Genomic DNA, 24,792 nt, shown 5'->3' on the forward strand with positions numbered 1-24,792 from the left:
CCTTCGGTCTAGCCGCGCTGTGCGGGCAAAAAACCCACTTTATCGTAGACATTCTCGATAGTAACAGTCGCTATTTCACGAGCTTTCCGAGCACCCAATGCCAGCAAGCGGTCAAGCTCGGCGGGGTCCGCCATAAGCTCTAGGGTACGCTCACGCAGGGGCGAAAGTTTCTCGACCACAACATCCGCCAAATCAACCTTGAGATGACCGTACATCTTACCCTCATAACGTTTGACGAGAGAGTCGATGCTCTCACCAGTCATCGCGGAATAGATCGAGAGCAGATTAGAGACGCCAGGTTTCGCCTCACGATCATAAGCAATAACGGAGCCGTCGTCAGTCACGGCAGACTTAATCTTCTTCACAGTCGCCTTCGGCTCATCCAAAAGTTTGATAAGCCCCTTATCGGAGGTGGCAGATTTCGACATCTTCGAGGTCGGCTCCTGCAAATCATAAATCTTGGCGGTTTCCTTCATAATAATGGGTTCGGGCACCACGAAGGTTTCGCCAAAGCGCGAGTTGAACCGTTGCGCCAGGTTGCGGGTAAGCTCTAGGTGCTGGCGCTGATCCTCGCCCACCGGTACGCCATCGACCTGATACAGCAGAATATCCGCCGCCATCAGCACCGGGTAGGTAAATAACCCCACCGAGGCGTTATCAGCACCCTGCTTCTGCGATTTGTCCTTGAACTGGGTCATGCGTGAGGCCTCACCAAAACCCGTGAAGCAGTTCAGTACCCAGGCAAGCTGCGCGTGCTCAGGCACCTGCGACTGCACAAAGAACGGGGAACGCGCAGGGTCAATACCGGCGGCAATATACTGGGCGGCGGTCAGGCGGGTGCGTTCGCGCAGGGACTGTGGGTCTTGGGGCACGGTAATAGCGTGCATATCGGGGATAAAGAACAGGCACTCGTTGGCGGGGTTCTCCTGCAGGGCAACCCAGTTGTTCACCGCGCCAATATAGTTGCCCAGGTGCATCGAATCTGCGGAAGGCTGCGCACCGGAGTAGACACGCACACGATCCAAAGACGCATTGGGAATGAGTGATTTATCCTGTTTCTTTTCGTCAGACATGATAGATACTTTCTTCAAGGGGCGCACGATGCGGACGGCCGGTTAGCCAGCGCATCCGGCATCTTATCGGCAGGTGAATTCTAGAACTGATAATCGACGACGAGCGGCGCGTGATCGCTGAACCGTTCATCATAGGAGGCGGCACGATCGACCGTTGCTTCCACGGCTTTCGCAGCGAGCGCTGGGGTAGCCATATGGTAGTCAATGCGCCACCCGGCGTCGTTATCGAAGGCTTTGCCGCGGTAGGACCACCAGGTATAGGGCCCGGGCACCTCACCTGCGAGTTTGCGCGCCACGTCTTCATAGCCGATTTCGCCAAAGAATTTATCGAAGTATGCACGTTCTTCGGGCAGGAAACCGGCGCGTTTCTGGTTTGCCTTCCAGTTTTTAATGTCGAGCTCGGTGTGCCCCACGTTGAGGTCTCCCACAATGAGCACGTGATCTGAATGCTGAGCGAGTTCGGGCAGGCGCACGAGCATGCGGTCGAGAAAGCGGTACTTGTCATCCTGGCGGGGCGTTCCAACCTCGCCGGAGTGCACGTAAGCGCTTACGACGGTCAGGGTTTCGCCGGTGGGCAGGGTGTAGTCCGCCTCAACCCAGCGGCCAGCGTCTGCGAAATAGTCTTCGCCGATCGTGGAGCGGGTAGCGACAGGCTGGTTTTTCAGAAGCTCACCGTTCGCATTGGGGTGCTTGCGGGTTGCCACCAGTACCCCGGCGCGTCCTTTGGCGGCGGCTTCGGCGTGCAGAATATTCCAGTCGTCTTCGTTGAGAAGTTCGCGCACGATCTTATCGGGGGCACGAACCTCCTGCAGGCAGAGAATATCAACGTCGCGGCCAGCGAGCCACGTGGCCATATCTTTCCTGTAGGCGGCACGAATACCGTTGACGTTCACGCTGGCGACGCGCAGAGTTTTAGCGGCGCGGCTCATTCTTCACCCCTCATTTCGTCGTTGACCATTCCCATCCCATTGGACGCTGTGGTGTTAATAGTATCTAAAGCCCGCTCGATCATGGCGCGAGATTCTTCGCTGTCGTCCGTGAGGTGGTTGGCAATTTCGCGGGACTGCACAAGCACGATCTGAAAGCTGTGGGCAAGTTTATCGGCGAGCATCGCATCCGATTCTTCGCGGTGGATGCGGCTAAATTCGGCACGATCCTGTTTGATGGATACCAGCACGATACGCACTAAGTAGACGGCGAGCGCCAGCCATCCAAGAATAAGGCCTGCCAGGATCCAACCGAGCACGCTGTTGGCGTTGAAAATTGCCAGAACGAGAAGAAGTACAAGGAGCCCAACGCCGATGCAGGACCCAATAATGGCTTTACGCACGGAGGCGTTATCGGAGTCGGCGGTGGTTACAGAATTTTGCTCGCGTGTGTGCATAACATCAATTATGCCAGGATAAATGCCTCGACATACACGTAGTGCAACGCTTTTAGGGTCGGATAGGCGTAAACTATCTGTGATGACTCATTCACTCAACTTTTCAGGTTCTGTCTCTAACTCGGGTTCCCACGAGGCACCCGAGGCTTCTGCGCGTGGTTCTATGATGGAGAACGCCGAGGAACTTCACGACGATCCCACCATGCTACCGCCGGTTCCTGGCCCTAAATATGAGCAGGTTATCCGCTACCTGGAACAAAAATATGTAATCCCGGGTTCTCCCGGAGATAAACTCCCGACTGAACGCGCTATTCAGGAGAAGTTCAAGGTAAGCCGCCAGACGGTGCGCAATGCTATCAAGGCTCTACTGGAGCGCGGTCTTATCTATAACGTTCAGGGTTCTGGAACATACGTTGCCGATCGTTCTCAGGGAAGCTACATTCCGCGAGTATGCTCGTTCGCCGAAGATATGGAGCGGCGCGGGCTGCAGGCTTCAACCAGAATGCTTTCAACCCAGTGGGTTGAGGTGACAGAAGAAATTTCACGTTATTTGAGTGTCACCATAGATTCTTCGGTGCTTTTGGTTAAGCGTTTGCGCTTGGCTGAGGGTGAGCCTATCGGTTTTGAGCTCGCCTATTTGACACCTGAGGTTGCAACATGCCTGCTTGAAACGATGGCCTCTGGCGGTTCACGCAAAGATCCTCACGACCATTGCGAGTACACAATCGAACACGGCATGATGCGCATGGAAGCAACCCTGATGACCGAGGCGGATGCGGAAGCCTTCAATCATCTGCCAACCGTGGGTGCCGCTGCTTTCAAGGTGACCACCACCAGCTATACCTCGCAGGGTTCACCCGTTGAGCACAGCGTGACGCTCTATAAAGGGGATGCCTATTTTTACGAGATGCTGCTGTAAAAAACTCCACAGCAGGCATAAGACGGGCGATAACAGTGCCCGAGTGCGACAACAATATGCACCCGGGCATTGTCGTACCTAGCGTGTTTCACAATGGCGCGCGGTTATCCTCAGAGCCCTCTCACGTGCTGCGGCATGGAACGTTGAGCTGACGGCCAGGCTAGTTCTTCGCTGCCTGACGTTCTGCGGTCTCTACGACATTCACCAGCAGCTCCGCGCGGGTCATGGGGCCCACACCGCCGGGGTTCGGGGATACCCAAGATGCCTTCGCGGCCGCCTCGGGGGAAACGTCGCCGAAGAGTTTCTTCTTACCGGTTTCAGGGTCTTCGGCACGGGAGACTCCCACATCCAGCAGAATTGCGCCGTCCTTCACCTGATCCGCTTTGAGCACATGCGGCACACCCACGGCGGCGACAATAACATCCGCCTGGCGCAGAACCTCGTCAAGGTTCTGGGTACCGGTATGCGCCAAGGTCGCGGTTGCATTGATCTCACGGCGGGTCAGCAGCAGCCCTAGAGGACGACCCACGGTAATACCGCGACCGAGCACAACCACATTCTTACCGTTCCAGTCGATACCGTGGCGTTTCACCAACTCAATCACGCCGTTCGGGGTGCACGGCAGGGGTGAATCTAACGGCTCCGAAACGTTCAGCACCAGCTTGCCAAGGTTAGTGGGGTGCAAACCGTCAGCGTCCTTCTCAGGCACAATCTTCTCCAAAATACGGTTAGTATCCAGGTGCTTGGGCAAGGGAAGCTGCACAATGTAGCTCGTGCAGGCAGGGTCGTGATTGAGCTTATCAATCTCGGCTTCAAGCTCTTCCTGGGTGATATCGGCGGGCAGATCTACACGGATCGAATTAATGCCAATCTCCGCGCAGTCGCGGTGTTTAGCGCCCACATAGGAGTGTGAGGCGGGATCATCCCCCACGAGTACCGTTCCCAAACCGGGGGTAATGCCCCGTGCTTTGAGCGCCTCAACGCGCTCAGTCAGCTCGGATTTAATGGCGGCGGCGGTTGCCTTACCATCAAGAATCTGCGGCATAGCAGTTTTCCTTTCTGTTCATGTCATGGATTCATCCGTGAGAGGTTTACACTGGGCAAAAGACCCCGCAGACGCTTTACGAAGCGTACAACGGGGTCTTCATAAGTTTTACCAGCTCTCACTTCCCACATAGAGCGGGTACTTATCGCAGAGCTTATTCACGCGCTCGCGCAAGGCGGCGATATCGTGCTGCGGCAACAGCACCGAAGCGATAATATCGGCGACCTCGGTAAAGCCTTCGGCATCGAAACCGCGGGTTGCCAGGGCCGAGGTACCGATGCGCAGCCCGGAGGTCACCATCGGCGGGCGGGGATCGTTCGGCACCGCGTTGCGGTTAACGGTAATACCCGCGTCGTGCAGCAGGTCTTCAGCCTCTTTACCGGTGAGCTCGTGGTGGCGCAGATCGACCAGTACCAGGTGCACGTCGGTACCGTCGGTGGCGATGGAAACGCCCGCATCGCGCATATCCTGGTGGGTCAGGCGCTCTGCTAGGATGCGCGCCCCCTCGATTGTGCGCTTCTGACGGTCTTTAAACTCTTCGGTCGCGGCAACCTTGAACGCGGTCGCTTTCGCGGCAATCACGTGCATGAGCGGTCCGCCCTGCTGCCCGGGGAATACCGCTGAGTCGATCTTTTTCTTGAGCTCTTCGGTGCACAGGATAAACCCGGAGCGGGGTCCGCCTAAGGTCTTGTGCACGGTCGACGAAACCACGTGGGCGTGCGGTACCGGGTTGGGGTGCAGACCCGCCGCTACTAGACCGGCAAAATGGGCCATATCAACCCACAGGTAGGCACCAACTTCATCGGCAATCTCACGGAATTTCGCGAAATCCAGCTGACGGGGGTATGCCGACCATCCGGCAATAATAACCTTGGGACGCTCAGCGAGTGCGAGCTGCCGAACCTGTTCCATATCGATCCGACCGTCTTCGCCTACCTCGTAGGCAACAACCTCGTAGAGCTTACCCGAGACGTTCAGCTTCATACCGTGCGAGAGGTGCCCACCGTGAGCCAGTGAAAGACCCATGATCTTCTCACCGGGGGTCAGCAGGGCGTGCATGACGGCGTTATTCGCCTGGGCACCGGAGTGAGGCTGTACGTTGGCGTGTTCGGCGCCGAAGAGCTCCTTAACCCGTTTAATAGCCAGGTCTTCAACGATATCGACGAATTCGCAGCCACCATAGTAGCGGCGACCCGGGTAGCCTTCCGCATATTTATTGGTCAGCACTGACCCCTGCCCCTGGAGTACGGCACGCGGCACGAAGTTTTCGGAAGCGATCATTTCCAGGGTGTTTTGCTGGCGCTTACGTTCCAGATCGAGTGCTTCGGCGACCTCGGGGTCAAGCTCCGCGAGGGGAGCCTCAAGCACGGTTCGAGTCTGCTCGGTCATACCACTCCTCAAAGTGTGATTCTGCATAAAATGTGATGAGAGCTTATGATGTGACTCTCATCTTACCGTATAGGTTAGTGCCTGCACAGATATGACGCCCACCGTATGAGATGGCCATACCAAGGGCTCTTTGGCATGTTCGCGGCGATCCTTGCAGCGAGTTTTCCATGCCGAACCGTGAGTATTGTCCCGAAGGAGGCAGACGCGCGCAGGCGGCGCATATACACCGGGTTATTCCTGAGTCAAAATAGCGGTTGCATATGCGAAATAGGCTTCACGGTTTTCTTTTCCGAGAAGCTGAGTCTGCACCACATACCCGCTAAGCACCGAAAGCACCGCCGCGCCCATGACATTAAGCCACTGCTCAAGCTCTTCAGCGGTTACATCGAGTTCGCGTTCGCCCCAGGCACGGTAACGTTCCATTGCCATGGCGCGCAGTTGATGCATTTGCTCCCCCACTACGGCGTTGATAGCGGGCATTGAGACAGCCTCGCCCCAGGTGGCGAGCAGAAAGCGGCGGGTTTTTGCCGTATCAAGAATCTTCAAGAACCCCAGAACATAATCCCATGGAGAATCCGCACGCACTTTCTCGAAGGGAGCCATGTCAAGGCGTGCGGCCTCTACCATGATCTCTTCTTTCGAGGAAAAGTGGTTGTAGATAGCTCCTGCGGAGAGCCCGGTGGCGGCAATAATCTCGTTCATCGAGGTCTTTTGATACCCGCCTTTAATAAAGCATTCACGGGCGACATCGATAATCTGTATACGCCTGTTCTTTTTGTATTCTTCACTGACTTTAGGCACGTCTTAATCCTATCGAATATTTACCCCGTATGCGTGCCAACCCAACCCGTGCACACCATAACTTTTGCAGCCGGATTGGGTTGGCAATATTCACCGTGCATCAGCCTACCTGGCTGGCGCATTCGATTGTTGAGACAATGCCGGAATTTAGTGGAAGAAGTGGCGGGTTCCAGTCAGGTACATGGTGACGCCCGCATCCTTCGCGGCCTGAATAACTTCGTCATCACGGATCGAGCCGCCGGGGTGCACGACCGCACGGATACCGGCGTCGAGAAGAACCTGCAGGCCGTCCGCGAAGGGGAAGAAAGCGTCGGATGCGGCAACCGCACCGCGGGCACGCTCGTGGCCTTCTCCGCCGAGTGTATTGGCGCGTTCAACCGAGAGTTTGCACGAATCCACGCGGTTAACCTGCCCCATGCCGATACCCACGGCGGCACCATTATGGGCGAGCATAATCGCGTTCGATTTGGGGGCACGCAGGGCACGCCACGCGAATTCAAGATCGCGCAGAGTGGCTTCGTCGGCAGGTTCACCGGCGACCAGCTGCCAATTCTGCGGGTTATCACCCTCGGCGTTAAGGCGGTCGGCTTCCTGGAAGAGCGCACCGCCAGAAATCGAGCGGTACTCGATAGTCTCACGCCCGAATCCCTCGGGAAGCACCAGCAGGCGGAGATTTTTCTTGGTTTCCAGGATTTCGAGGGCTTCCGGCTCGTATCCGGGCGCCACAATAACCTCGGTGAAAATATCTTTAACGGCCTGCGCCATATCCTTGGTGACCGGGCGGTTTGCCGCGATCACGCTGCCATAGGCGGACAGCGGATCGCAAGCATGAGCCTTAGCGTACGCATCGGCAATTGGATCTGCGACATTAGGGCTTGCAATTGCAATACCGCAGGGGTTGTTGTGCTTGATGATGGCGACCGCAGGCTCATCAAAATCGTAGGCTGCGCGCAGGGCGGCATCGGCATCCACATAGTTGTTGTAGCTCATCGCCTTGCCGTGAATCTGCTCAGCCTGGGCGATACCGGGGGCTGCTGCGGGATCCACATACAGAGCCGCGCGCTGATGCGGATTCTCGCCGTAACGCAGGGTCTCGCTGCGTTCAAAGCCCAAACCAGCGTACGGGGGCCAGAAGTTAGCGTCTTCATCCTGCTGGAACTGCGCGGCGGTCCAGGTAGCGACGGCGGTATCGTAAGCGGCGGTATGGGCGAAGGCACCGGCGGCCAGACGGCGACGCTCCTCCAGGGAAAACCCGCCATCCTGGGCGGCGGTCACGGTCCGTTCGTAGTCTTTGGGGTCTACCACGACAGCGACCGCATCGTGATTCTTCGCGGCGGCACGCACCATTGAGGGACCGCCGATATCAATTTTCTCGATAATAGCGTCTTGGTCAGCACCGGATGCCACGGTCTCTGCGAAGGGGTATAGGTTCACGACCACCAGGTCGAAGGGCTCAACGTCGAGTTCGTTAAGGGTGTCGATATGCTCCTGCTTGCGGCGGTCGGCCAAAATACCGGCGTGGATGCGCGGGTGCAGGGTCTTCACGCGGCCTTCCAGGCACTCGGGGAACTCGGTAACCTCGGTAACTTCTGTGACGGGCACACCGGCGGCGGCGATCGTGGATGCGGTCGAACCGGTAGACACCAGCTTCACGCCTGCCTCGTGCAGACCGCGGGCGAACTCCGCCAGATTAGTCTTGTCGTACACGGAAATGAGGGCGCGGCGCAGGGGCAGACGATCGAGCTTCTTCATAGACACTAATTACTCCGTTGCTTCTTGCTCGGTGAATGGGTGGTACCCCGTGGCGGGGTATTGATACTGCCCGCATGCACCAGGATGCGGCGCCGTGCGGGCAGGAAGTTCTAGGGGTTTTGAGTTTTGGGGAGGGCAGCAAATTCTGCGAGGATCCGCACCAAGAGCTGACGTTCTTGCACCTTGATGCGCTCATGCAGGCTTTCTTCGGTGTCACCGTCCTCGACGGGCACCGCGGCCTGGGCGATAATCGTGCCGGTATCGACCCCGGAATCCACGAAATGAACCGTCAACCCGGTGATTTTAACGCCGTGGGCGAGCGCATCCCGCACACCGTGTGCCCCGGGGAATGAGGGCAGCAACGCGGGGTGAGTGTTGATAATCCGGTTCTCGAAGCGGGCGACCAGCTGCGCATCCACAATGCGCATGAACCCGGCGAATACAACGTAATCGGGGGTGTAGGAGGCGATTTTCTCTTCGAGAGCGCGGTTCCATTGCTCGCGGTCAGCATAGTCTGCCGGTTCGATCAGAAAGGTTTCAACCCCGGCTGCGGCGGCTCGATCAAGACCGGTGCAGGGCTTATCTGCGCCTACGGCGGCGATCTCTGCGTTCAGCTCGCCAGCCTTTACGGAGTCGAGAATAGCTTGCAGGTTAGTACCGGACCCGGAGACCATTATCACAATTCGCACAGCAATAGTTTATCGCATCACATAGCGGCTGGGTAGCACCTATGCCACGGGCACCGCACCAGAAATTCTTGTAGTTAAGCCAATTCCGAAACGATAAGCTGGCGGCCCTCGCCCAGTCTAGATTTTCAGGGTTTCACGGTGATTCTCATGCCCGCAGACCGCCGCAGGGAGGTACCCTTAACCTATGTCAAATATGCCCCCGTCTTACCCCCAAGTGCCGCCGCAGCAGCCGATACCGCCTGCGCCGAAGCGTCCGCAGCTCACCCCTAAGGAGCGCCGCCGCAAGCTGATGCGCAGTTTATGGCTGTTGCTTGCGGGTTCTATGCTGACCCTATCGGGAACCCCCTTCTTGCTGAGTCCCTTCCCCCTGTTTCTTCTGCTTTTTGTCTTGGTACTTCTGGGGATTGGGCTGACCATTATGGCGATAGTGCGCAATGCCCAAGGGCGGGGACCGTGGATTCTCTACGTTGCCGCTGGACTAAGCCTTCTTTTTGCGGGGTGGACGCTTCTTTCGGGGCTTGTCATGGCGTTGAACCCGGATGCGCAAAACTATCGGCAATGTTACTCCCACGCCCTGACGGATACCGATGTGAAGCAGTGTCAAGAGTCCTTCGACCGTACAGTGCGCGCCAATACTTCTGTGTCGATTGGCGAACCTGCTCCTTAATTTCTTCTTGGGGGAGCTTTTCAAATAATTGTGCCGAGTGAATCTTAAGGATTCACTCGGCACAATTGCTATATTCCGCTGTGCTCCCAGCCCTCTAGGTGTTCCCGATATATCACCATATAGGGCGCGAAAGTTATTTCTTCCTCTTCTTATGCGAGGAATCCTGCCCCGTGGAGGGCCCTTCCTCCGAAGATTCGTCCTTGGTCGGCTCAGAGGCTCCGAAGATAACAGCCATCGCCTGAGTGGGCGTGAGCTGACGCTTCTCCTGAACGGTAGTCTCGTGAGACTGCGCCGAACCTTCCGTATTCTCCTGATCGGATGCGGGCGATGCGGCAACCGGGCGCGGCACACCAAAACGTTTATACCCGGACTCGTGAAACTCCACTGACGAAGGGGCTTTCTGCGGCCCAGACTCCCCTGTACGAGCGCTCTGCTCTCGTGTTTCCCGCTCGACCTTAGTATCACCGCCATTACCCGAGGTTTCGGGGCGCGGAACGCGGTTAAAGACCGGCTTCCCCGGGGCTTTCTCACGCTTACCGGGCTTGACCGTGCGCGGCGCGTCCTCGGTACCCCCACCGGATTTCTCAGAGGTATCAAGTTCCACGGTGGGTTCATCCGCTCCCGACAGCTCGATGGTTTGTTCGTCAGATGCCGCATCCTTCGAGTCTGCAGCTTCGGCAGAACTATCCTCACGCAAGGATTCTTGCTCCGTTTTGATACCTAAACTATGCGCTCGCTGTGCTTCTTCTTGCTCAGCAAATTTATTGAGTTCTGCACGGCGGGCGTGCACCTGTTTGACTCGTTCGCGCCGCTGCTGAGCCCGCTCACGCGCCTGCTCTTCACGTTCTTGTGCCTCGCGTTCCTGCTCATCGTTCCTGAGCTGTTCACGCTCTGCCCGCGCCGCGCGACGCTGCTGCAGCATCTCGCTCATGCGACTGCCCAGATTGGGACGTTCATCGGCAAAACGCGGCAGCTCACGACTGCTGTCGGGAAGAAGCACATGGCACAGCAGGTTACCCAACGCGGTACCCGCACCCAGGGTTATTGCGGTCGCCACGGCGAAAGCTGCGGGCGATGCGCCTACCTCGGTAAAACGCCCCACACCCAACGATCCGCTGGAAATCCAACCCAAAATATAAGCCCACACGCCGCAGAGCACACCCACCAGCGAACCCAACACGAGCGAAGAAAGCGGCAGCGCAATCACCCGGTAACGTACCTTCATGGTGATCCACTCCTCCACGTGGTCTTCACCTTCACGCAAGAACCACCAACCGGCAACGGCTCCGGCGCCCAGCGAAACCGCCAGACCCGCATACCCTATCCAGCCCAGGCTCTCAGGGATAGCACCCAGCACCGGAAAGAGCGGAAGATCGCCCATCGTCGTCTGCGACCAACCCACATGTGTATCCACGCCGAACGCAAACCCGGCGCCGGTAGTCCACGACATCGCGTAGATCACCAAGTTCGGAAGGTAACCAAGCTGCAGCAGGGTCACGGCGAGCGCCCCCACCGGCCCGGCGTGAAGTTCCTGGTAAATTGTTGCGATTTGCGACCAACGCATCATCATGGCAACCACCAGCACCAGAGCACCGCCCATAATGAGCGAGAAAATCGCCACCATGGAGGCACGCACAATCGACCACACATAGGAGCTCGCCCATCGCGAGTACTGGCTCATCTGCGAAATCTGTTCGGCGGTGTTCACGCCCACCATACGGGCGAGCGAACGCGATTCATAGTAGCCGCCCCAGATCAACCCGACCAGCACCACTATCTGCGGAATCAACGCCGCACCAACAATACCCAGCAGATGCCGTTCGGTACTCGCCCACGCAAAGGCGACGGCAGCAAAAATACCGTAGGCAGCGCACCCTAATAGTACGGGCTTGAAGAATTCCCCCTCATAGGATGCGCGCGCCAGTTTTCGCCCAGACCTAAAGCATAAGAGCACCGGAATAATGCTCAGCCCCATGGGTACCAGTGTGAGCATGCCGTGCGGCAGAATAATGCCGAAAGCATTCGGAATATTCAGCGGCACACCGTGCATGAGCAGCCACAGGTGGGAGGCAAGAGTTGCGAGTGCGGGAAAATCCATGCGGTTAAAACCGTTGGTAAACCACACCGCCATGAGCAGAACGAGCACAAGCCCGAAAGAAAGCGCGGCGGTAAAAACTAATTCAACGATGCCCTGCAGCCAGAGTGGCATAGGGGCAGAATACCGGGATGTAGAAGAGCTACTTTTCATCGTTCTTCCATCATGCCATGAAACCTGTCAGCGCGTGTGAGCCTGCTGGGCTTTCGGGGAAATAGTTCCGGTTAAATGGCGGCTAACCTTCGTTAACCGCTCACCGTGAACATAGGGGTTACACGAACGTTACTGATGCGCTCTCACCGCCGCGACAGCGCATACAGCTAACTGTGCCGAGCATTTCTCACGGCTTTCTCGAACACGCAGGTACTCCCCCGGTGCTTACGGTGAAAATACTGTGCGGAAGATTAGTCTTCAATCCACGGATTCACCGCGGGCACGCCCCAGGACCGGTACACCTCAGCCTTTGAAGAAACGATTTCGAGGTCGTGAGCTTGGGCGCTCGCCGCCATCAGACCTTCGAGGGCGGCAGTGGGCAGGGGCTCGGCATCTTTACGCCCGTGACTGTGGGTGCCGCGCGGGGCGCTGCGTCCCGCCCATTCGAGGCTTACGCGCGCATCCACGTTAATGATGTGGTCGGCGAATCTGTCGAGAAGTTCGGCAATCCATCGGTCGGTCTCTGGGTAGGGGTAGAGTCCTTTGAGCTCGCCCACACTCAGCACCGAAATGTAGAGGTGTTTATAGGCGCGGCGGCGCAGAAAGGCAACAACTTTGGGATCTGGTGTGGCTTTGCGGATCTCGGCGAGAACATCCGAGTCGAGAAGCAGTCCTGAGGCGCTCATACCCCTATGCTACGCGCAGACCGGCATATTCGACGGCGGGAATACCCTCGGGGTTGGGAAGAAGCAGAAAATTGAGGAATTCGTCGCGCTTAGAAGAAATACGTGCGTAGTCCTGAATACTTACTGCCTGGTAACCGCCGCGTGCGGGTACGGATGCGGCACGCAGATTTTCCTGATAAGAGCGTGCAGGAGTAAGGGGGGATGCTGTAGATGAAGAGCTGTTGTACATTGACAACCATGCGCCGAATGCGCGTTCCTTTCGCGTTGCTCTTGCCTGTACCAAGTGCCACCTGAGGCGGCGAATACAAACCGCTTCGTCATCCGAGCCACCCGTGAACATGGGGTTGGCGTTCGACCATAGTCGGAGCTTATCAGTCGAAACTCTTGAAGCTGAATCCAGGTTACAACAGCTTTCAGGAATCTGTAAACGCCCGAACCTGTCAAATCCTTGTGATTTACATAACGCGATTATGAATGCATACCTGTATATAGCCGCCTCATGGCGGCGTAGTGTGAAGTTTTGGGCCTTCAGAGCAGGTCTACACATTCGAGAAAAATCACGGCACACTGGGTAATGTACAGAAATTTATCTTGCCTCTGATATATCACCATGTCACGCCCACTTTACGCTTCCGGAAAGAAAGAGTGATAACTGTGAAAAAGACTGTACAGATCATGGGGATAGTGGCCGCAATTTTTCTGATCATTGGGTTTGGCTTGTTCATCCTGGCCGGTTGGGGCTCACTCGTAGAGTATCATGCCCTCGAATGGAGGAGCGTGCAGCATAAAGGAGCAAGTCCCCTAACGCGAGCAACCGGCAACCTCAGCTACTGGTTCTTAGGCACCGGCTTTCTTACTGGCTTTATCGCCTTGATTCCGTTCTTCACCACGGCGATCAGGAACTCCCGCAAGACGCACAAAAAGTATCCTAAACAGGCTCAAGACCTACTGAAAGATGGTCAGAACCAGGTTGATTCATAGAGCCAGTATCTAAGGAGCACTTATGAAACTAGTTATATACGCTATTGGTGGACTGGCCATAGCACTCCTCACCATAGGAATCTTTCTGTATATCCTCATGCAATGGGGCGCTCTTGTGGAGTACCACGCCTTCGAGTGGAGGGGTGTTCAACCTACCATGAAGAGTCCATTGACCAAAGCAACCGCTAACCTCAGCTACTGCTTCTTAGGCACCAGTTTACTCGCCGGGCTCTTCGCCTTTATTCTGCTCTTCACCACGACGCCCAAGAAGGCACGCAAGACACACAACAAGCATCTTGAACAGAATAAAACACCCTCAGCAGAAGACCAGAATCAGATTAATTCATAGAGCCAGCATCTAAGGAGCGCCCATGAAAAAAGCTATATACACCGTTGGAGCAGTAGCCGCAGTACTTCTGGTTATCGGGTTTGGATTGCTCATCCTAGCCGGCTGGGGTTCACTCGTGGAATACCACGCCTTCGAATGGAGGGGTGTCGATCCCGCAGGAGCAAGTCCGCTCGTCATGGCGACTAATAATCTGAGCCTATGGTTCCTAGGCATTGGTTTCCTCACCGGCATTATCACCTTTATTCTGCTCTTCACAACGGCGACCAAGAAGGCACGCAAGGCACACAACAAGCATGCTGAGCAGAATAAAACACCCTTGGCAAAAGAACGGGACCAGATGAATCCATAAAGTCAGTTACTCAAGGGGAAAGCATGAAAACTGCACGTATGGTCGGGGCAATAGCTGCACTACTCCTCATTCTCGGTATTGGATTGTTCATCCTAGCCGGCTGGGGAGCAGTCGTTGAGTACCATGCCCTCGAGTGGAGGGGCGTCCAGCCCAAGGGGTCGAGTCCTCTCACACAGGCAGCCGCTACCCTTGCCGTGAGCGTCTTATGCGTTGGCTTCCTGACCACCATCATCACTTTTATTATGTTCTTCACAATAGTCATCAAAAATGCACGTAAAAAACGCTCAGCGCATCTTGGACAGACCTCATAACGAATTACCGCGCGCTTCTTTGACACCCTTGAGATAATGGAACGGTGAGCACGCCAAACCCTTTCCCCGATATCCCCGTCACCGTTGCGCAGATTATTCGGCAGGCGGGGCATAAGGCATACCAGCGCGGGCTTGCTTATGCCCGTCAGCGTGAAGTGGTGCGCTACACCTACGACGAAGACGAAAACACGCTGGAAGGTCTGGTGAATGGGAGCACCCCTATTCCCTATGAGGTAGATATTCGCTTCTTCCCGGGTTCTGACGCCGATTCCAATCTTTTCAACGCACGATGCACATGCCCGGTCGCCGCCGACTGCAAGCACGCCGTCGCTCTCATGCTCACCGCACTCGACCGTGCCAAGACCGCGCGGAAGGCTCTCGACAATGCGCCCGGCGACCGCGTCCGCCAGTCTATGAACCCGGAGAGCCCAGAGGATACCGTGCGACAGGTTGCGGAGGCAGCTGACGATCCCCTGGCGGCGTTGCGCGCATCGGGGGCGATTCGTTCGGCAAGCTCGCTCACCACCGACCCCGAGCCTCTCCCCCTGAACGACCACGAGAATACGCATTCTTCGCCCTCGAAAATTTCGGTGTGGCGGCGCGATATGGCACAGGTTCTCGCTGCCCGGGGCGAAGCATCCGGTATTGATTCGGCACGGGTTCCGGGGGCGCTCGATCTTTCCTTCAGTATCTCGGGTTCATATGCGCGCGGGCGCAATATTCCCGGTGCAACCCCGCCTATCAATTTGCTGGCGCGGCCGCTGATGCAGTCCAAAACCGGGCGCTGGATCAAGGGTGGGCTCAGCTGGGAGACCTTCGCATCCAGCGTGGGTGGGCCGGTCGGTCGTCACGAGGTGTACCCCGAGCACGAACGGTTCTTCGCCGAAATATACGCTATCGCACGCCCGTGGCAGAATATGTACTCTTCGCATCGGGACTGGATTTCGCTCACCGCCACGAACTCCACGCTGCTGTGGGATGTTCTGGCGCGCGCAGAGCAGATTGGCCTGCCGATTCTTCTCGAAGGGTTTGAGGTGACTACGGCGGTTCTGCCGCCCGCCCAGGTGAGGGTACATGCCGGAGCCGTTGAGGCCGAATCCCGACAGAACGCAGAGGCTGCCGTGAGTGAAGATTCCGCTCCTGACCTGGCTCTTCATGCCGCCTTGGGATGGGAAACCCGCGAAGATAACCGGGTGCGGCAGCTCTGGTTTGATGCCGCGCACTGCCACCCCATCGGCTCGCCGCGCTCAGGATTTTTTGCGCTCGGTTCTCTTGTGCAGCGTATTTACGAGGAACAGGCGCATCGGGTGCATTGGAAGAGCACGCGCAAAGGCGCCTTAGACGCGCCGCATCGCGATGTTTTTCAGGCTCAATCTTCGCAGGAACAGGCAGAGGAGAGCGCGGGCGAAAACGAAAATTCTGAAACACAGACGGTCGGGCTTATTCCCGAACTTTCACTCGAAAACACAGCGACACCGACTATTCCGGACCTGCCGGAGGGTCTTAATCTGGCGTTTATTCCGCTTGCCGAGCCCTTAGATGCAACCGCAGAATCATTGGTATCTCGCGGCGAAATGCGTATTCCGGCGAGCGAGCGCGAGGCTTTTCACCGCGAGTTCTTGCCCACCCTCACGCGGGCCGTCCCGTTCCTTACCCCAGACCCGGCTTTAGCACTGCCGAAGGTTCGTTCGCCCTATTTGGTGTTTGAAGCGCATTTTGATGATGAGATTTCGCACGATGCGCTCCTGAATTGGTATTGGGAGTACCCGAAGAACCCACTCGATGAAGAAGGCACAGACTCGGGGGTTCGCCGCCTGCCGGCGCTGGGCTTGGGCACAGAACGCGACGAACGTTTTGAGGCGCGGGTGCTGCGCGCGGTACGGTCGGCGACTGCATCCAACCCGGTATTGGCAGGCGGGTTCGGGGAACGCCGTTCTCAGGGGTGGGAAACCCGCGATATTCTCGCTCATGTGCTGCCCGCCTTGCGGCGTATTCCCGGGGTTCGCGTGCGGCTGCTCGGTTCCGTACCAGAGTTTACCGAGGCGACCGACGCCATGATTGAGGTCAAGGTGACCGAGGGTAATTCGCGTGACTGGTTCGGGCTGGGTATCGCTATTAAGGTCAATAACTGGACTGTGCCTTTCGCCCAGGTTTTTGAGGCGCTCGATCGGAATCAGGATCGTATTTTGCTGGGTAACGGCACCTATTTTTCACTCAATCGCCCGGAGTTTTCGGCGCTGAGAACCCTTATTGAGGAGGCCCGCACGCTCAACGAAACCGGCGGTGAGCTGCGTATTAACCGGCATCAGGCGGGGCTGTTCTCTGAGCTGGAATCGCTCGCTTCGAGTGTGGAAACCGTGGCTTCTTGGGATGCCCAGGTTAAGAGTCTGCTCGCCCTCGTGGAGGCCGCCGACCGTGCGGGGGAGACTGCCGGTTCCGAAGAAGTTTTAGAGAACGAACATTCCGATTCTTTATCTGTTTCTTCCGGCGTATTTTCAGCGAATCACCTGCCCTCTCCCCCGGGTCTTACCGCAGTTCTGCGGCCTTATCAGCTTGAGGGTTTCCGCTGGCTCGCGTTCTTGAGGCAGCACCGGCTGGGCGGGATTCTTGCCGACGATATGGGCTTGGGCAAAACCGTGCAGGTGCTCGCTCTGCTTGCCCAAGCGATCGCCGAGCATGAGCAACGCGCCGATCACACCGAGTTTGCACCTTTCCTCGTGGTTGCGCCAACATCCGTGGTGGGTAACTGGGCGCAAGAGGCTGCACGATTCGTGCCGGGTGCGAAGGTGGTGACTATCACCGAGTCTACGAGCAAAAGCGGCACGAGCATCGCCGAGCTGGTACAGGGTGCGCATCTGGTGCTCACGAGCTATGCGCTGTTCCGTCTCGACGAGGATGGATACATCGAATTCGGTAACCACGTTCCCGAAAACACAGAGGATGATGCTCCTCCGCGTGCAGGGTGGGGTGCGTTGATTTTGGATGAGGCGCAGTTCGTGAAGAACACGAAAACTCGCGCATGGAAGGTGGCGCGTGCCCTAAACGCGCAGGTAAAACTCGCCATCACGGGCACCCCAATGGAGAACAACCTCATGGAGCTTTGGGCGCTCTTGGCGATTGTGGCGGATGGCTTGTTCCCGTCAGCGCGCATGTTCCGCGACCTATATGCGCGCCCCGCCGAGTCTAGTGAGGACCCGCAGGTTATCGAAAAATTACGCCGCCGGGTTCGCCCTCTGATGCTGCGCCGTACGAAGGATGTGGTCGCCGCCGATCTTCCCGAAAAGAACGATGTGCGGGTGAACGTGCCGCTCACAGCGGCGCATCGGCATATTTACGATATGCATCTGCAGCGCGAGCGGCAGAAGGTGCTCGGGCTTTTAGATGATATGGATAAGAACCGGTTCACGATTTTTCAGTCGCTCACGCTTCTGCGGCGTCTAGCGCTTGACGCCACGCTTATCGACCCGGACGAATACGCCGGGGTGGCTTCCGCCAAGCTCGAATATTTGGTGGAGCATCTGCCCTCGCTCTTAGGCGACGGGCACCGGGTGCTGGTGTTCAGCCAGTTCACGGGGTATCTGCGCACAATTGCTGAACGGCTGCAGGCTGAAGGCATCGACTACCTGTACTTGGACGGCACAACCCGCAACCGCCCGCAGGTTTTGAAAGATTTCGCCGAGGGTGCGGCGCCGGTGTTCCTGATTTCGCTCAAGGCGGGCGGGTTCGGACTGAACCTGACGGAGGCAGATCACTGTTTCATCATGGACCCGTGGTGGAACCCGGCGGCTGAACAGCAGGCGGTGGACCGCATCCACAGGCTGGGGCAGGAACGCGATGTGCACGTGTACCGACTGGTGGCTGAGGGCACCATTGAAGAGAAGGTCATGGATTTGAAGGCATCGAAAGCGGCGCTGTTTGATGCGGTCGTCAACGACGGCTCCTTCGCCTCGTCCCGGGTGGATGCGGAACAGATTCGTGAGCTTTTCACCCCGACTGATTCCTAACTCCCCTGCTAAGAAGGCTCTTTATACGCCCATCGCCGCCTTATACGTCAGGTCAAATCCAGCCGTTAGTACGCGCCGTATGAGCAGCCTCTACACGTGAAGTACAGTGAAGAAGTTGAATGGCTTCAGATAGGTAATTCTTCACAGTACCGTGAGAAAGGTATAGTTCCCGTGCAATTTGATTGACGGTTTTTCCTTCCATAGTCAGTTTCAGAACATCCTGATGTCTGGGTTTGAGTGGATTAGCTGGCAGCGTAGCACCACTAAGAAGCAGTGCAGAATCAACCACTACCTTCCCAGAATGTATATCCCGAATAATGTTTGATACTTCTTCAGCATCTTGATCTTTTGTTATAAAAGCACAAGCACCGCTTTCAAGAGCACGACGAACGTAACCAGGAGATTGAAAAGTTGTCAGAATAGCTATTTTCGTGTTTATGCCTTGCTTCTGAACTTCATCAAGAACATCTAGACCGTTAAGTTTTGGCATTTCAATATCAAGAAGCGCTACATTTGGAATATATGTGACAATACTATCCAGGGCTTCCTGTCCATCTCGACAAACACACACAATTTCCAAATCTTCTTCTTCATCAATAAGACTGGCGAGCGCGCTGCCGAACATCGTCTGATCATCAGCTATAAGAACAGTAATCATAATTTTATGCCCCTCCAGTAATGATGTTAGAAGCTGGGATCCTAGCTCTGACTTGGGTTCCACCCTCAGGTGCGGCACCAAGAGTTGTCTCTCCACCTATATGTTGAATGCGGGTATTCATATCTGCTAAACCGGCACCGGTGTTCCGCATAGAACTTTCCTTCAGTCCTATACCATCATCCGCGATAATAAGCATATAGTCACCCGAAGAATGTTGTTTTAGACTCACCCAGCAATTTTTTGCGCCGCTATGTTTAAGAACATTGGTGATAGCTTCAAGAAGTACCCAATACAGTGCTGTGAGGGTACTTGGGTTAAGGACCTTGAGAACATTCTGCTGAATATCCATGTGGGCTTGAATACCACGATATGACAGTAATGACGGTACAGCATTGAGTTGATGCGAGAAATCAACTGTATTAAAGCCTTCTACAACGTCGCGTAAATGAGCTATAGAAGAACGTGTCATTTTCTGTATCGCACGCGCTTCATATGCCACGTCTGAATCAAGAGGTTTTAAGGTACGTACCAATTGTTGCAGGCGAATATTAATAACTGTTAAATCATGCCCAATAAGATCATGAAGGTTCGCCGCAATCTGGGTCCTAAACTCTGCCTGTAGGTTCTGTTCACGTAACTCTTGGTTCTGTTCAGCAATATAAAGTTCTTCTTGAAGCCGCCGGTGTGATACTCGGCTAATCCGAAGATTCATGAAGAGAAACCCCACGATGGCAACAATAGCCGGATCATGGGAACTGGTATTGATCTCCCAGCTAGGTTCTAAAGTCTGCAAATAGTTAAGAGCCACAACAACTGCCAGGGTTGTAATAGCCGCTATTTTTGTATTCCTTACTCCGGTAACTGCTATAGCACAACATAAAATCCCCACTGGGAGCATAGATTGCTTAATGCCTAGAATACCTACTAAGGAAAAGATAATAATAATGATAGAAACAATACTATGAATCTTCCCTACGGTAGGACGCTGGATTCTGAGGTACCCAATCCAGACCACAGCAAGCACAAGAGCACACCAAGCCAGAGCGGTCCATATACCGTAAGTATCAAACATGGGTGTAAAACCTTACCGTAGAAGCTAGGAACTCACGAGAATCTCGCCCACAGGAACCAGTCTATCGGATGAAATGCCTGTGAGTGTTTCAAACGCGCGGGCATCGCCACCGCCTAAAGGGCATACGTTGAGCGGTATTTCTTCCGCAAGCAGGCAGGCCGTTTGCATCCATGCTCCTACGTGTTTGAGGGTAAGAGAATATGCGACTCCTTCATACGTTGAAGTCACAAGGTCAAAATCAGCAGCTAATAAAACAAGCCCCTGTACATCTTCAGTCTTTAGCCGTGCCGAACTTGCATAGGTACGCAATAGACGCATGTACGCGCTCTGAGTTTTCTCCTCAACAGCCGCAACCTGTTCATACTGACGAGTATGCAGGTTTGCATACCATAGCCCTTGTTCCAGCCCTTCGATATTCTGAGCAATGATGAAGGGGTAAAGCTCGTGAAGAGCGCCACCGCTGGGAAAAGGCAGCCGTGTTATATTTTCACTCTTATGGGAAGTTTCACGCAGGCTTTCTTCCAACAGTGTTGTCAGAGATTCAAGACTTAACGAAGGTTTTTGCGGTATGCGCCGGGATGTTCGTTGTAGAAGCGCCTGATCCAGAAGAAGTTGGTGGCGGCGAGAATCAACTTTGGGGAAGGGAAATTGTCGAAGAGAAGCCAAGCCTTTGAGCAAGGTTGTGTTGTGCTCACGTGTTCGAGTAGCGCCATACCCTCCGGTTGCCGTATCAAACCTGGAACGTCGGTACATAAAATAGTCATGAGGTTCCCAACAGTCCCAAGGACCATATTTATGATGCTGTTCTTCAGGCGCAAAAATCCCTATAAATTCCAGAATTTGGTGGGTTACGCCACCCGTCATAGCATCTAACCAGGCTTGGGCATTGAGAGTCACTCGTAAAGGCCGATGCGCTATTTCAAAGCGAGTATTTCCATTCATCCCGTAAATAACAACGCCCGGCGTAAGAGTGCAGTCAGTATGACCAAGCGGATAATTTGCCTCGTCAAGAACAGGTTCCAGCGCGTCTTCAGTCAGCAGGAGCTCAAAGCCAGAAATCTCTATGCTTGCTCCGGTTTCAGAGTTGATAAGACGTTGTATAGGGTTTCTTGACGAGCTCTGTCGAGTCAATATCAGAGCGGCCTGCTGTGCAGATACGTCTAAGTTCTGAGCCCAGTCTTCTAAAGTTCCGAACTTTTCATTGTTTTGAGGATGCGTCTGTTTCAGCTGATATTCACAATGAATCAAAGGTATTTTGTGTGGATTCAGGTGGGTCTTTGTCACGGGGTAACTCCCTCTAGAAGAACATGGAGGTCGGATTGAGGTCAGTTTCTTGGATGGGCTGGGTAAGCCATCCGCATTGAACCGGCACATCGTAGAGTCGTCCCGCCGCTAAGCGCCTCCACCACGGACGCAGCCCCGGGACTAGAGCACGTACTACAGGAAGCCCAATATAAGGACGTGTAAGCTCTTGAAGGTACACAGGTAAACCGACATCTTCTAGACGCGCAATAATACGTTGGGGATCGGCTTGCTTCCACGGTACATGCTCTACGTTAAGTGCCTGTGGATCAGGTACAAGATGAGGATTATCGGCTAGTTTAGCGTTTTGAAGCCAATGACTAGCAGCATCATCTACCGAAATTTTAAGGAGGTCTAGATCCATACCTTCTGCGGTCCTAAATTGCGCTGGCAGGGCACACATAAACTGCAGAGCCTCTGTTACTGCACGGGTTGCGGCAATTTCAGGGTTAGGATGCGCACCGAACCCCAGAATGATCTGATCGGACACACCCCCAGGTTTAGGGGCTACAGCGGCAGCTACAGGAATACCTATGTCTGTTGTGATATCTAGAATCTCTAGGTTGCGGCCAATACTTCGCAGCCATTCTCGGGTACGCTGAATAAAAGGGGTATCCGTAAACTCGGGTGCCATTATCTGGCGGGGAATTTTGTTGTACCACCAAATGGCAACGGCATCGCGCTCAATAAGTTCAAGCAGAGCCTGCGCGGCGGCATCGCCTGGGGTAGAACCACTTGCGAGACCGTTTGAATCTGAACGCATCATTTTCTGTCCAAGCGGACATTTTGCACCTGGCAGCATCGCTCCGTGATCAAACATGAATAACGAGTACGCTGCAGGAATCCAGGCAGTTTCATCACATGCGGGTCGCCAAACAGGCATCCAATCAATCTCTGCTGTGGGATCGAATTTTTCTGGAACCCAATGATATGGATCCTTCACTTGGTTGAGAACATCCCGTTGCTCGTATTGATCCTGAGAGAACTGTGTCAGGGTTCGAGGGTCTAGAGCCTGCTCCCCCAAGTCTTTATAGCTGGTGTGTAAACGGGCTTCAGTGCCGTCAGAGATCGCACTATGACGTTCAATAGCTTCTGCCAAACCGGATACTCGGGCGCCTAAATCGGTGGTTCCTTTACCCGAAGAACGACCGCGTAAGCTACGTGTGAATTCTTCAGAGCTACCGTGATTGAGCGCCCAGTTATGTCCCGCCCCATAAACGTGTACCAGGAGCTCTTCGTCTTCAGGTACCAAACGTTTAAGGCTTGAGACGACTCCTGTTACATCAGATACAAGATGTCGATAGGTTTCCCAGGTCTCTCGGGTAGATTTTGCGCGTCCAGCGTCGTTGACGGGATTGAAACTCAGGTCAATTTTTTTAGCCTGCGCGTCAAGGTTCAACGGTTGAGCTTTAGTAGTCTTGGCATCCGTCATGACGTAGTGCTCCCCTTCAAAGAGACCGTTTTTAAAACGTAAGACTGTATTCTCTGCGGGATCTGATGTCTTCATTCGCTGAATTGCCAACCAGATAAGCGAGTACACCGCGGAACGCGGAGTTACTGAGGCCGCCCCCATAACATTGTCCAGAAGTTTACCGCCCGAAAGAGCATACTGTGCGTTAACTTGAAGACTATGCTTGAGCTGGTCATAAGGTACGCTCGACGAAGTCCCCAGCACTGGGCTTATGAGAGCATCCGCTCCCTGTAATTGCACTAGGCAGTACAGATGCCCCGCCGCCTCATACTTCCTAGACAGCTTTTCGGCAGCGGGAGAAATCATATCTTCGCAGACAATCACCGTTGGTAAACCCGAATTCACGCTAGGAACCGTGTGCCCATCAATAACCCGTATGCCGTCTTGAGGCGAGGCAGAGAAAGACTTAAGAACTCGGGCACGAGTAACGTCAATAATCTCAATATTTCCCTGCGTAGTATGGTCTGAAAGTTGAGTCTCAGTCATAATAAGCCCGCGATACTGCAGCTGAGCCGCAAGAGCAAACATGAGTGGAAGATCCGCTGCCCAGCGGGGTAAACGCATCATATCTTCCAAGGTTTTCCCGTCAACTTCAGCGATGAATTCAGCCTCAGGTCCTTCAAGCAGCACTGTTGTTTCGGGCGAAGAAGCAACAACTGTCGTGCGATTTTCCCGGGTCTGCTGAGTAAAGTGGAATTGTGGGTTCCTTACATATCGTTCAGTTCCTTGGGGATATAGCTCAGCGGTCTCAGAATGGTTATCTAACGATGCGGTTATCATAGTTCTCTCCTAGTGTTGTCGGGGATCCCACCGGAATTTAGTAATCGCAAAAATAAGTGAAACTGCACACCATAAACCGATAACAAGCATCCCTTGAGTACTGATGAACTGAGTTCCTGAAGGGATGGTTAATCCAGTATCACTTACCTGCGCGTGTGCTACATCGAGCCCGAACCACGCGGAACGTAATGCATCCGTTAAGTGCACAAGGGGGAACCACCCTGCGAAGTCTCGTAGCCCAGCTGGGATAGTCCATACAGGTTGGAAGATACCTGAGAGGAACATCAAAACTAGAGCGGGCGGCAGCAGCATAATCTGAGTTGCTTCTGCACTGGGAATAAACGATGCGTACGCAGCACCGATGAGCGAGAGCACCACCGTAGTCAGCAGAATAACCAATACTGTCAATGGAATATTTTTAGGCATAGGCAGGTGATACACCGCCATGCCAAAAACAATAAGGATTAAAGTACACGCTAGGGCAATGATGGATGCAGTCACAATGTAACCAGCGATTACTGCGGCGTCCGATGTGCTCCGAAGTCGCAGACGTTTCAGGAGAGAGGTCGAGCGCTGCGCCGCCATATCACCTGCTACACGCACAAATGTACCCATCAGGAGCGTGTAGCAGCATAAGCCCACGATAGTCCAGCTTGCCATTGTCACATCAACTCCCTGCTGAGCGGGAATATTAGCCTGTCCTGAAGATCCACTGGCGAAGAGCACGATCATCATAATGGGGAAGGCTAAGGTGAAAAAAACACTCCGCATATTGCGGATAAAGACGGTCAGCTGCATGGCTATTTGCGCATACAGACTCCGTGTGAAGTTTGAGATTGTGGCACTCACGTAAGTGGCCTTC

23 protein-coding genes and 1 riboswitch are annotated in these 24,792 nt (G+C 54.8%); of the genes, 7 read left to right on the forward strand and 16 right to left on the reverse strand.

The features are described 5' to 3' along the window. Positions 1-8: 8 nt before the first annotated feature. The 3 genes from trpS to HMPREF3164_RS09920 all read right to left on the reverse strand — a co-directional run bounded on the left by trpS (position 9) and on the right by HMPREF3164_RS09920 (position 2,457). On the reverse strand, positions 9-1,073 hold the full coding sequence (gene trpS / locus HMPREF3164_RS09910) for a tryptophan--tRNA ligase (protein ID WP_070450793.1): 1,065 nt from the start codon (positions 1,071-1,073) through the stop codon (positions 9-11). A gap of 80 nt (positions 1,074-1,153) precedes the next feature. Then, positions 1,154-2,002: an exodeoxyribonuclease III gene (locus HMPREF3164_RS09915; RefSeq protein ID WP_013398556.1), complete on the reverse strand. Its 849-nt coding sequence runs from the start codon at positions 2,000-2,002 to the stop codon at positions 1,154-1,156. Continuing rightward, a complete protein-coding gene (locus HMPREF3164_RS09920) occupies positions 1,999-2,457 on the reverse strand; it encodes a hypothetical protein (protein ID WP_070450795.1) in 459 nt (152 codons plus the stop codon). Before HMPREF3164_RS09920 ends, HMPREF3164_RS09915 begins: the two co-directional genes overlap by 4 nt. Before the next feature lie 82 nt (positions 2,458-2,539). On the opposite strand from HMPREF3164_RS09920, the gene HMPREF3164_RS09925 reads away from it, so the two are divergent. Beyond that, positions 2,540-3,376, forward strand: a complete 837-nt coding sequence (locus HMPREF3164_RS09925) for a GntR family transcriptional regulator (RefSeq protein WP_246822676.1) — start codon at positions 2,540-2,542, stop codon at positions 3,374-3,376. Between the two features lie 160 nt (positions 3,377-3,536). Here HMPREF3164_RS09925 and HMPREF3164_RS09930 read toward each other — a convergent pair whose 3' ends face one another. From HMPREF3164_RS09930 to purN, 5 genes are all read right to left on the reverse strand, one after another. Then, positions 3,537-4,421: a bifunctional methylenetetrahydrofolate dehydrogenase/methenyltetrahydrofolate cyclohydrolase gene (locus HMPREF3164_RS09930; RefSeq protein WP_048754445.1), complete on the reverse strand. Its 885-nt coding sequence runs from the start codon at positions 4,419-4,421 to the stop codon at positions 3,537-3,539. Between the two features lie 108 nt (positions 4,422-4,529). After that, positions 4,530-5,810 carry a serine hydroxymethyltransferase gene (glyA, locus tag HMPREF3164_RS09935; RefSeq protein WP_048754446.1) on the reverse strand — a complete coding sequence of 427 codons (1,281 nt, stop codon included), beginning with the start codon at positions 5,808-5,810 and terminating at the stop codon, positions 4,530-4,532. 231 nt (positions 5,811-6,041) lie between these two features. Then, a complete protein-coding gene (locus HMPREF3164_RS09940; protein WP_048753255.1) occupies positions 6,042-6,611 on the reverse strand; it encodes a TetR/AcrR family transcriptional regulator in 570 nt (189 codons plus the stop codon). Positions 6,612-6,758: 147 nt separating this feature from the next. Beyond that, on the reverse strand, positions 6,759-8,363 hold the full coding sequence (gene purH, locus HMPREF3164_RS09945) for a bifunctional phosphoribosylaminoimidazolecarboxamide formyltransferase/IMP cyclohydrolase (protein ID WP_070450833.1): 1,605 nt from the start codon (positions 8,361-8,363) through the stop codon (positions 6,759-6,761). Between the two features lie 110 nt (positions 8,364-8,473). Continuing rightward, positions 8,474-9,037 carry a phosphoribosylglycinamide formyltransferase gene (purN, locus tag HMPREF3164_RS09950; RefSeq protein ID WP_070450797.1) on the reverse strand — a complete coding sequence of 188 codons (564 nt, stop codon included), beginning with the start codon at positions 9,035-9,037 and terminating at the stop codon, positions 8,474-8,476. A 199-nt stretch (positions 9,038-9,236) separates the two neighbouring features. Here purN and HMPREF3164_RS09955 point away from each other — a divergent pair, with 199 nt between their 5' ends. Then, the gene (locus HMPREF3164_RS09955) at positions 9,237-9,719 is read left to right on the forward strand and encodes a hypothetical protein (RefSeq protein WP_246822677.1); all 483 of its coding nucleotides are present in this window, start codon (positions 9,237-9,239) and stop codon (positions 9,717-9,719) included. A gap of 133 nt (positions 9,720-9,852) precedes the next feature. On the opposite strand, the gene HMPREF3164_RS09960 is transcribed toward HMPREF3164_RS09955, so the two are convergent. From HMPREF3164_RS09960 to HMPREF3164_RS09970, 3 genes are all read right to left on the reverse strand, one after another. Next, positions 9,853-11,928 carry a cell division protein PerM gene (locus HMPREF3164_RS09960; protein ID WP_246822678.1) on the reverse strand — a complete coding sequence of 692 codons (2,076 nt, stop codon included), beginning with the start codon at positions 11,926-11,928 and terminating at the stop codon, positions 9,853-9,855. Between the two features lie 290 nt (positions 11,929-12,218). Then, the gene (locus HMPREF3164_RS09965; protein ID WP_013398546.1) at positions 12,219-12,653 is read right to left on the reverse strand and encodes a PIN domain-containing protein; all 435 of its coding nucleotides are present in this window, start codon (positions 12,651-12,653) and stop codon (positions 12,219-12,221) included. A 4-nt stretch (positions 12,654-12,657) separates the two neighbouring features. After that, positions 12,658-12,936 carry a nuclease PIN gene (locus HMPREF3164_RS09970; protein ID WP_246822679.1) on the reverse strand — a complete coding sequence of 93 codons (279 nt, stop codon included), beginning with the start codon at positions 12,934-12,936 and terminating at the stop codon, positions 12,658-12,660. Further along, positions 12,915-13,043, reverse strand: a riboswitch (SAM riboswitch). Its footprint overlaps the gene before it by 22 nt. A gap of 264 nt (positions 13,044-13,307) precedes the next feature. On the opposite strand from HMPREF3164_RS09970, the gene HMPREF3164_RS09975 reads away from it, so the two are divergent. From HMPREF3164_RS09975 to HMPREF3164_RS09995, 5 genes are read left to right on the forward strand one after another with little or no spacing between them, the layout of a single operon-like run. Then, the gene (locus HMPREF3164_RS09975; protein WP_070450837.1) at positions 13,308-13,634 is read left to right on the forward strand and encodes a hypothetical protein; all 327 of its coding nucleotides are present in this window, start codon (positions 13,308-13,310) and stop codon (positions 13,632-13,634) included. Positions 13,635-13,656: 22 nt separating this feature from the next. Beyond that, a complete protein-coding gene (locus HMPREF3164_RS09980) occupies positions 13,657-13,983 on the forward strand; it encodes a hypothetical protein (RefSeq protein WP_070450803.1) in 327 nt (108 codons plus the stop codon). A 22-nt stretch (positions 13,984-14,005) separates the two neighbouring features. Continuing rightward, the gene (locus HMPREF3164_RS09985) at positions 14,006-14,332 is read left to right on the forward strand and encodes a hypothetical protein (protein ID WP_070450805.1); all 327 of its coding nucleotides are present in this window, start codon (positions 14,006-14,008) and stop codon (positions 14,330-14,332) included. A gap of 23 nt (positions 14,333-14,355) precedes the next feature. Next, a complete protein-coding gene (locus HMPREF3164_RS09990; RefSeq protein ID WP_070450807.1) occupies positions 14,356-14,643 on the forward strand; it encodes a hypothetical protein in 288 nt (95 codons plus the stop codon). 44 nt (positions 14,644-14,687) lie between these two features. Beyond that, positions 14,688-18,647 (forward strand): DEAD/DEAH box helicase, encoded by a 3,960-nt coding sequence (locus HMPREF3164_RS09995; RefSeq protein WP_070450809.1) that lies wholly within the window; start codon positions 14,688-14,690, stop codon positions 18,645-18,647. Positions 18,648-18,699: 52 nt separating this feature from the next. On the opposite strand, the gene HMPREF3164_RS10000 is transcribed toward HMPREF3164_RS09995, so the two are convergent. From HMPREF3164_RS10000 to HMPREF3164_RS10020, 5 genes are read right to left on the reverse strand one after another with little or no spacing between them, the layout of a single operon-like run. Beyond that, positions 18,700-19,305: a response regulator transcription factor gene (locus tag HMPREF3164_RS10000; RefSeq protein ID WP_004006035.1), complete on the reverse strand. Its 606-nt coding sequence runs from the start codon at positions 19,303-19,305 to the stop codon at positions 18,700-18,702. 4 nt (positions 19,306-19,309) lie between these two features. Further along, positions 19,310-20,377: a sensor histidine kinase gene (locus tag HMPREF3164_RS10005; protein WP_048754453.1), complete on the reverse strand. Its 1,068-nt coding sequence runs from the start codon at positions 20,375-20,377 to the stop codon at positions 19,310-19,312. A 24-nt stretch (positions 20,378-20,401) separates the two neighbouring features. Further along, entirely contained in the window at positions 20,402-21,661 is a 1,260-nt protein-coding gene (locus HMPREF3164_RS10010) for a SagB family peptide dehydrogenase (protein ID WP_070450810.1), read from the reverse strand. A gap of 13 nt (positions 21,662-21,674) precedes the next feature. After that, a complete protein-coding gene (locus HMPREF3164_RS10015) occupies positions 21,675-23,930 on the reverse strand; it encodes a YcaO-like family protein (RefSeq protein WP_070450812.1) in 2,256 nt (751 codons plus the stop codon). Between the two features lie 9 nt (positions 23,931-23,939). Further along, the gene (locus tag HMPREF3164_RS10020) at positions 23,940-24,779 is read right to left on the reverse strand and encodes an ABC transporter permease (RefSeq protein WP_070536268.1); all 840 of its coding nucleotides are present in this window, start codon (positions 24,777-24,779) and stop codon (positions 23,940-23,942) included. Positions 24,780-24,792: the final 13 nt, after the last annotated feature.

The organism is Rothia sp. HMSC08A08 (assembly GCF_001808385.1).
GTDB classification, from domain to species: Bacteria; Actinomycetota; Actinomycetes; order Actinomycetales; family Micrococcaceae; genus Rothia; species Rothia dentocariosa.

What these genes read in the sequence shown, in the direction of transcription:
- HMPREF3164_RS09925 (WP_246822676.1), top strand. Translation starts at nt 2,540, where the DNA reads ATGACTCATTCACTCAACTTTTCAGGTTCTGTCTCTAACTCGGGTTCC.
- HMPREF3164_RS09920 (WP_070450795.1), bottom strand. Translation starts at nt 2,457, where the DNA reads ATGCACACACGCGAGCAAAATTCTGTAACCACCGCCGACTCCGATAAC.
- HMPREF3164_RS09965 (WP_013398546.1), bottom strand. Translation starts at nt 12,653, where the DNA reads ATGAGCGCCTCAGGACTGCTTCTCGACTCGGATGTTCTCGCCGAGATC.
- glyA (WP_048754446.1), bottom strand. Translation starts at nt 5,810, where the DNA reads ATGACCGAGCAGACTCGAACCGTGCTTGAGGCTCCCCTCGCGGAGCTT.
- HMPREF3164_RS10000 (WP_004006035.1), bottom strand. Translation starts at nt 19,305, where the DNA reads ATGATTACTGTTCTTATAGCTGATGATCAGACGATGTTCGGCAGCGCG.
- HMPREF3164_RS09960 (WP_246822678.1), bottom strand. Translation starts at nt 11,928, where the DNA reads ATGCCACTCTGGCTGCAGGGCATCGTTGAATTAGTTTTTACCGCCGCG.
- HMPREF3164_RS09985 (WP_070450805.1), top strand. Translation starts at nt 14,006, where the DNA reads ATGAAAAAAGCTATATACACCGTTGGAGCAGTAGCCGCAGTACTTCTG.
- HMPREF3164_RS09955 (WP_246822677.1), top strand. Translation starts at nt 9,237, where the DNA reads ATGTCAAATATGCCCCCGTCTTACCCCCAAGTGCCGCCGCAGCAGCCG.
- HMPREF3164_RS09915 (WP_013398556.1), bottom strand. Translation starts at nt 2,002, where the DNA reads ATGAGCCGCGCCGCTAAAACTCTGCGCGTCGCCAGCGTGAACGTCAAC.
- HMPREF3164_RS09930 (WP_048754445.1), bottom strand. Translation starts at nt 4,421, where the DNA reads ATGCCGCAGATTCTTGATGGTAAGGCAACCGCCGCCGCCATTAAATCC.
- purN (WP_070450797.1), bottom strand. Translation starts at nt 9,037, where the DNA reads ATGGTCTCCGGGTCCGGTACTAACCTGCAAGCTATTCTCGACTCCGTA.
- purH (WP_070450833.1), bottom strand. Translation starts at nt 8,363, where the DNA reads ATGAAGAAGCTCGATCGTCTGCCCCTGCGCCGCGCCCTCATTTCCGTG.
- trpS (WP_070450793.1), bottom strand. Translation starts at nt 1,073, where the DNA reads ATGTCTGACGAAAAGAAACAGGATAAATCACTCATTCCCAATGCGTCT.
- HMPREF3164_RS10005 (WP_048754453.1), bottom strand. Translation starts at nt 20,377, where the DNA reads ATGTTTGATACTTACGGTATATGGACCGCTCTGGCTTGGTGTGCTCTT.
- HMPREF3164_RS09980 (WP_070450803.1), top strand. Translation starts at nt 13,657, where the DNA reads ATGAAACTAGTTATATACGCTATTGGTGGACTGGCCATAGCACTCCTC.
- HMPREF3164_RS10015 (WP_070450812.1), bottom strand. Translation starts at nt 23,930, where the DNA reads ATGATAACCGCATCGTTAGATAACCATTCTGAGACCGCTGAGCTATAT.
- HMPREF3164_RS09990 (WP_070450807.1), top strand. Translation starts at nt 14,356, where the DNA reads ATGAAAACTGCACGTATGGTCGGGGCAATAGCTGCACTACTCCTCATT.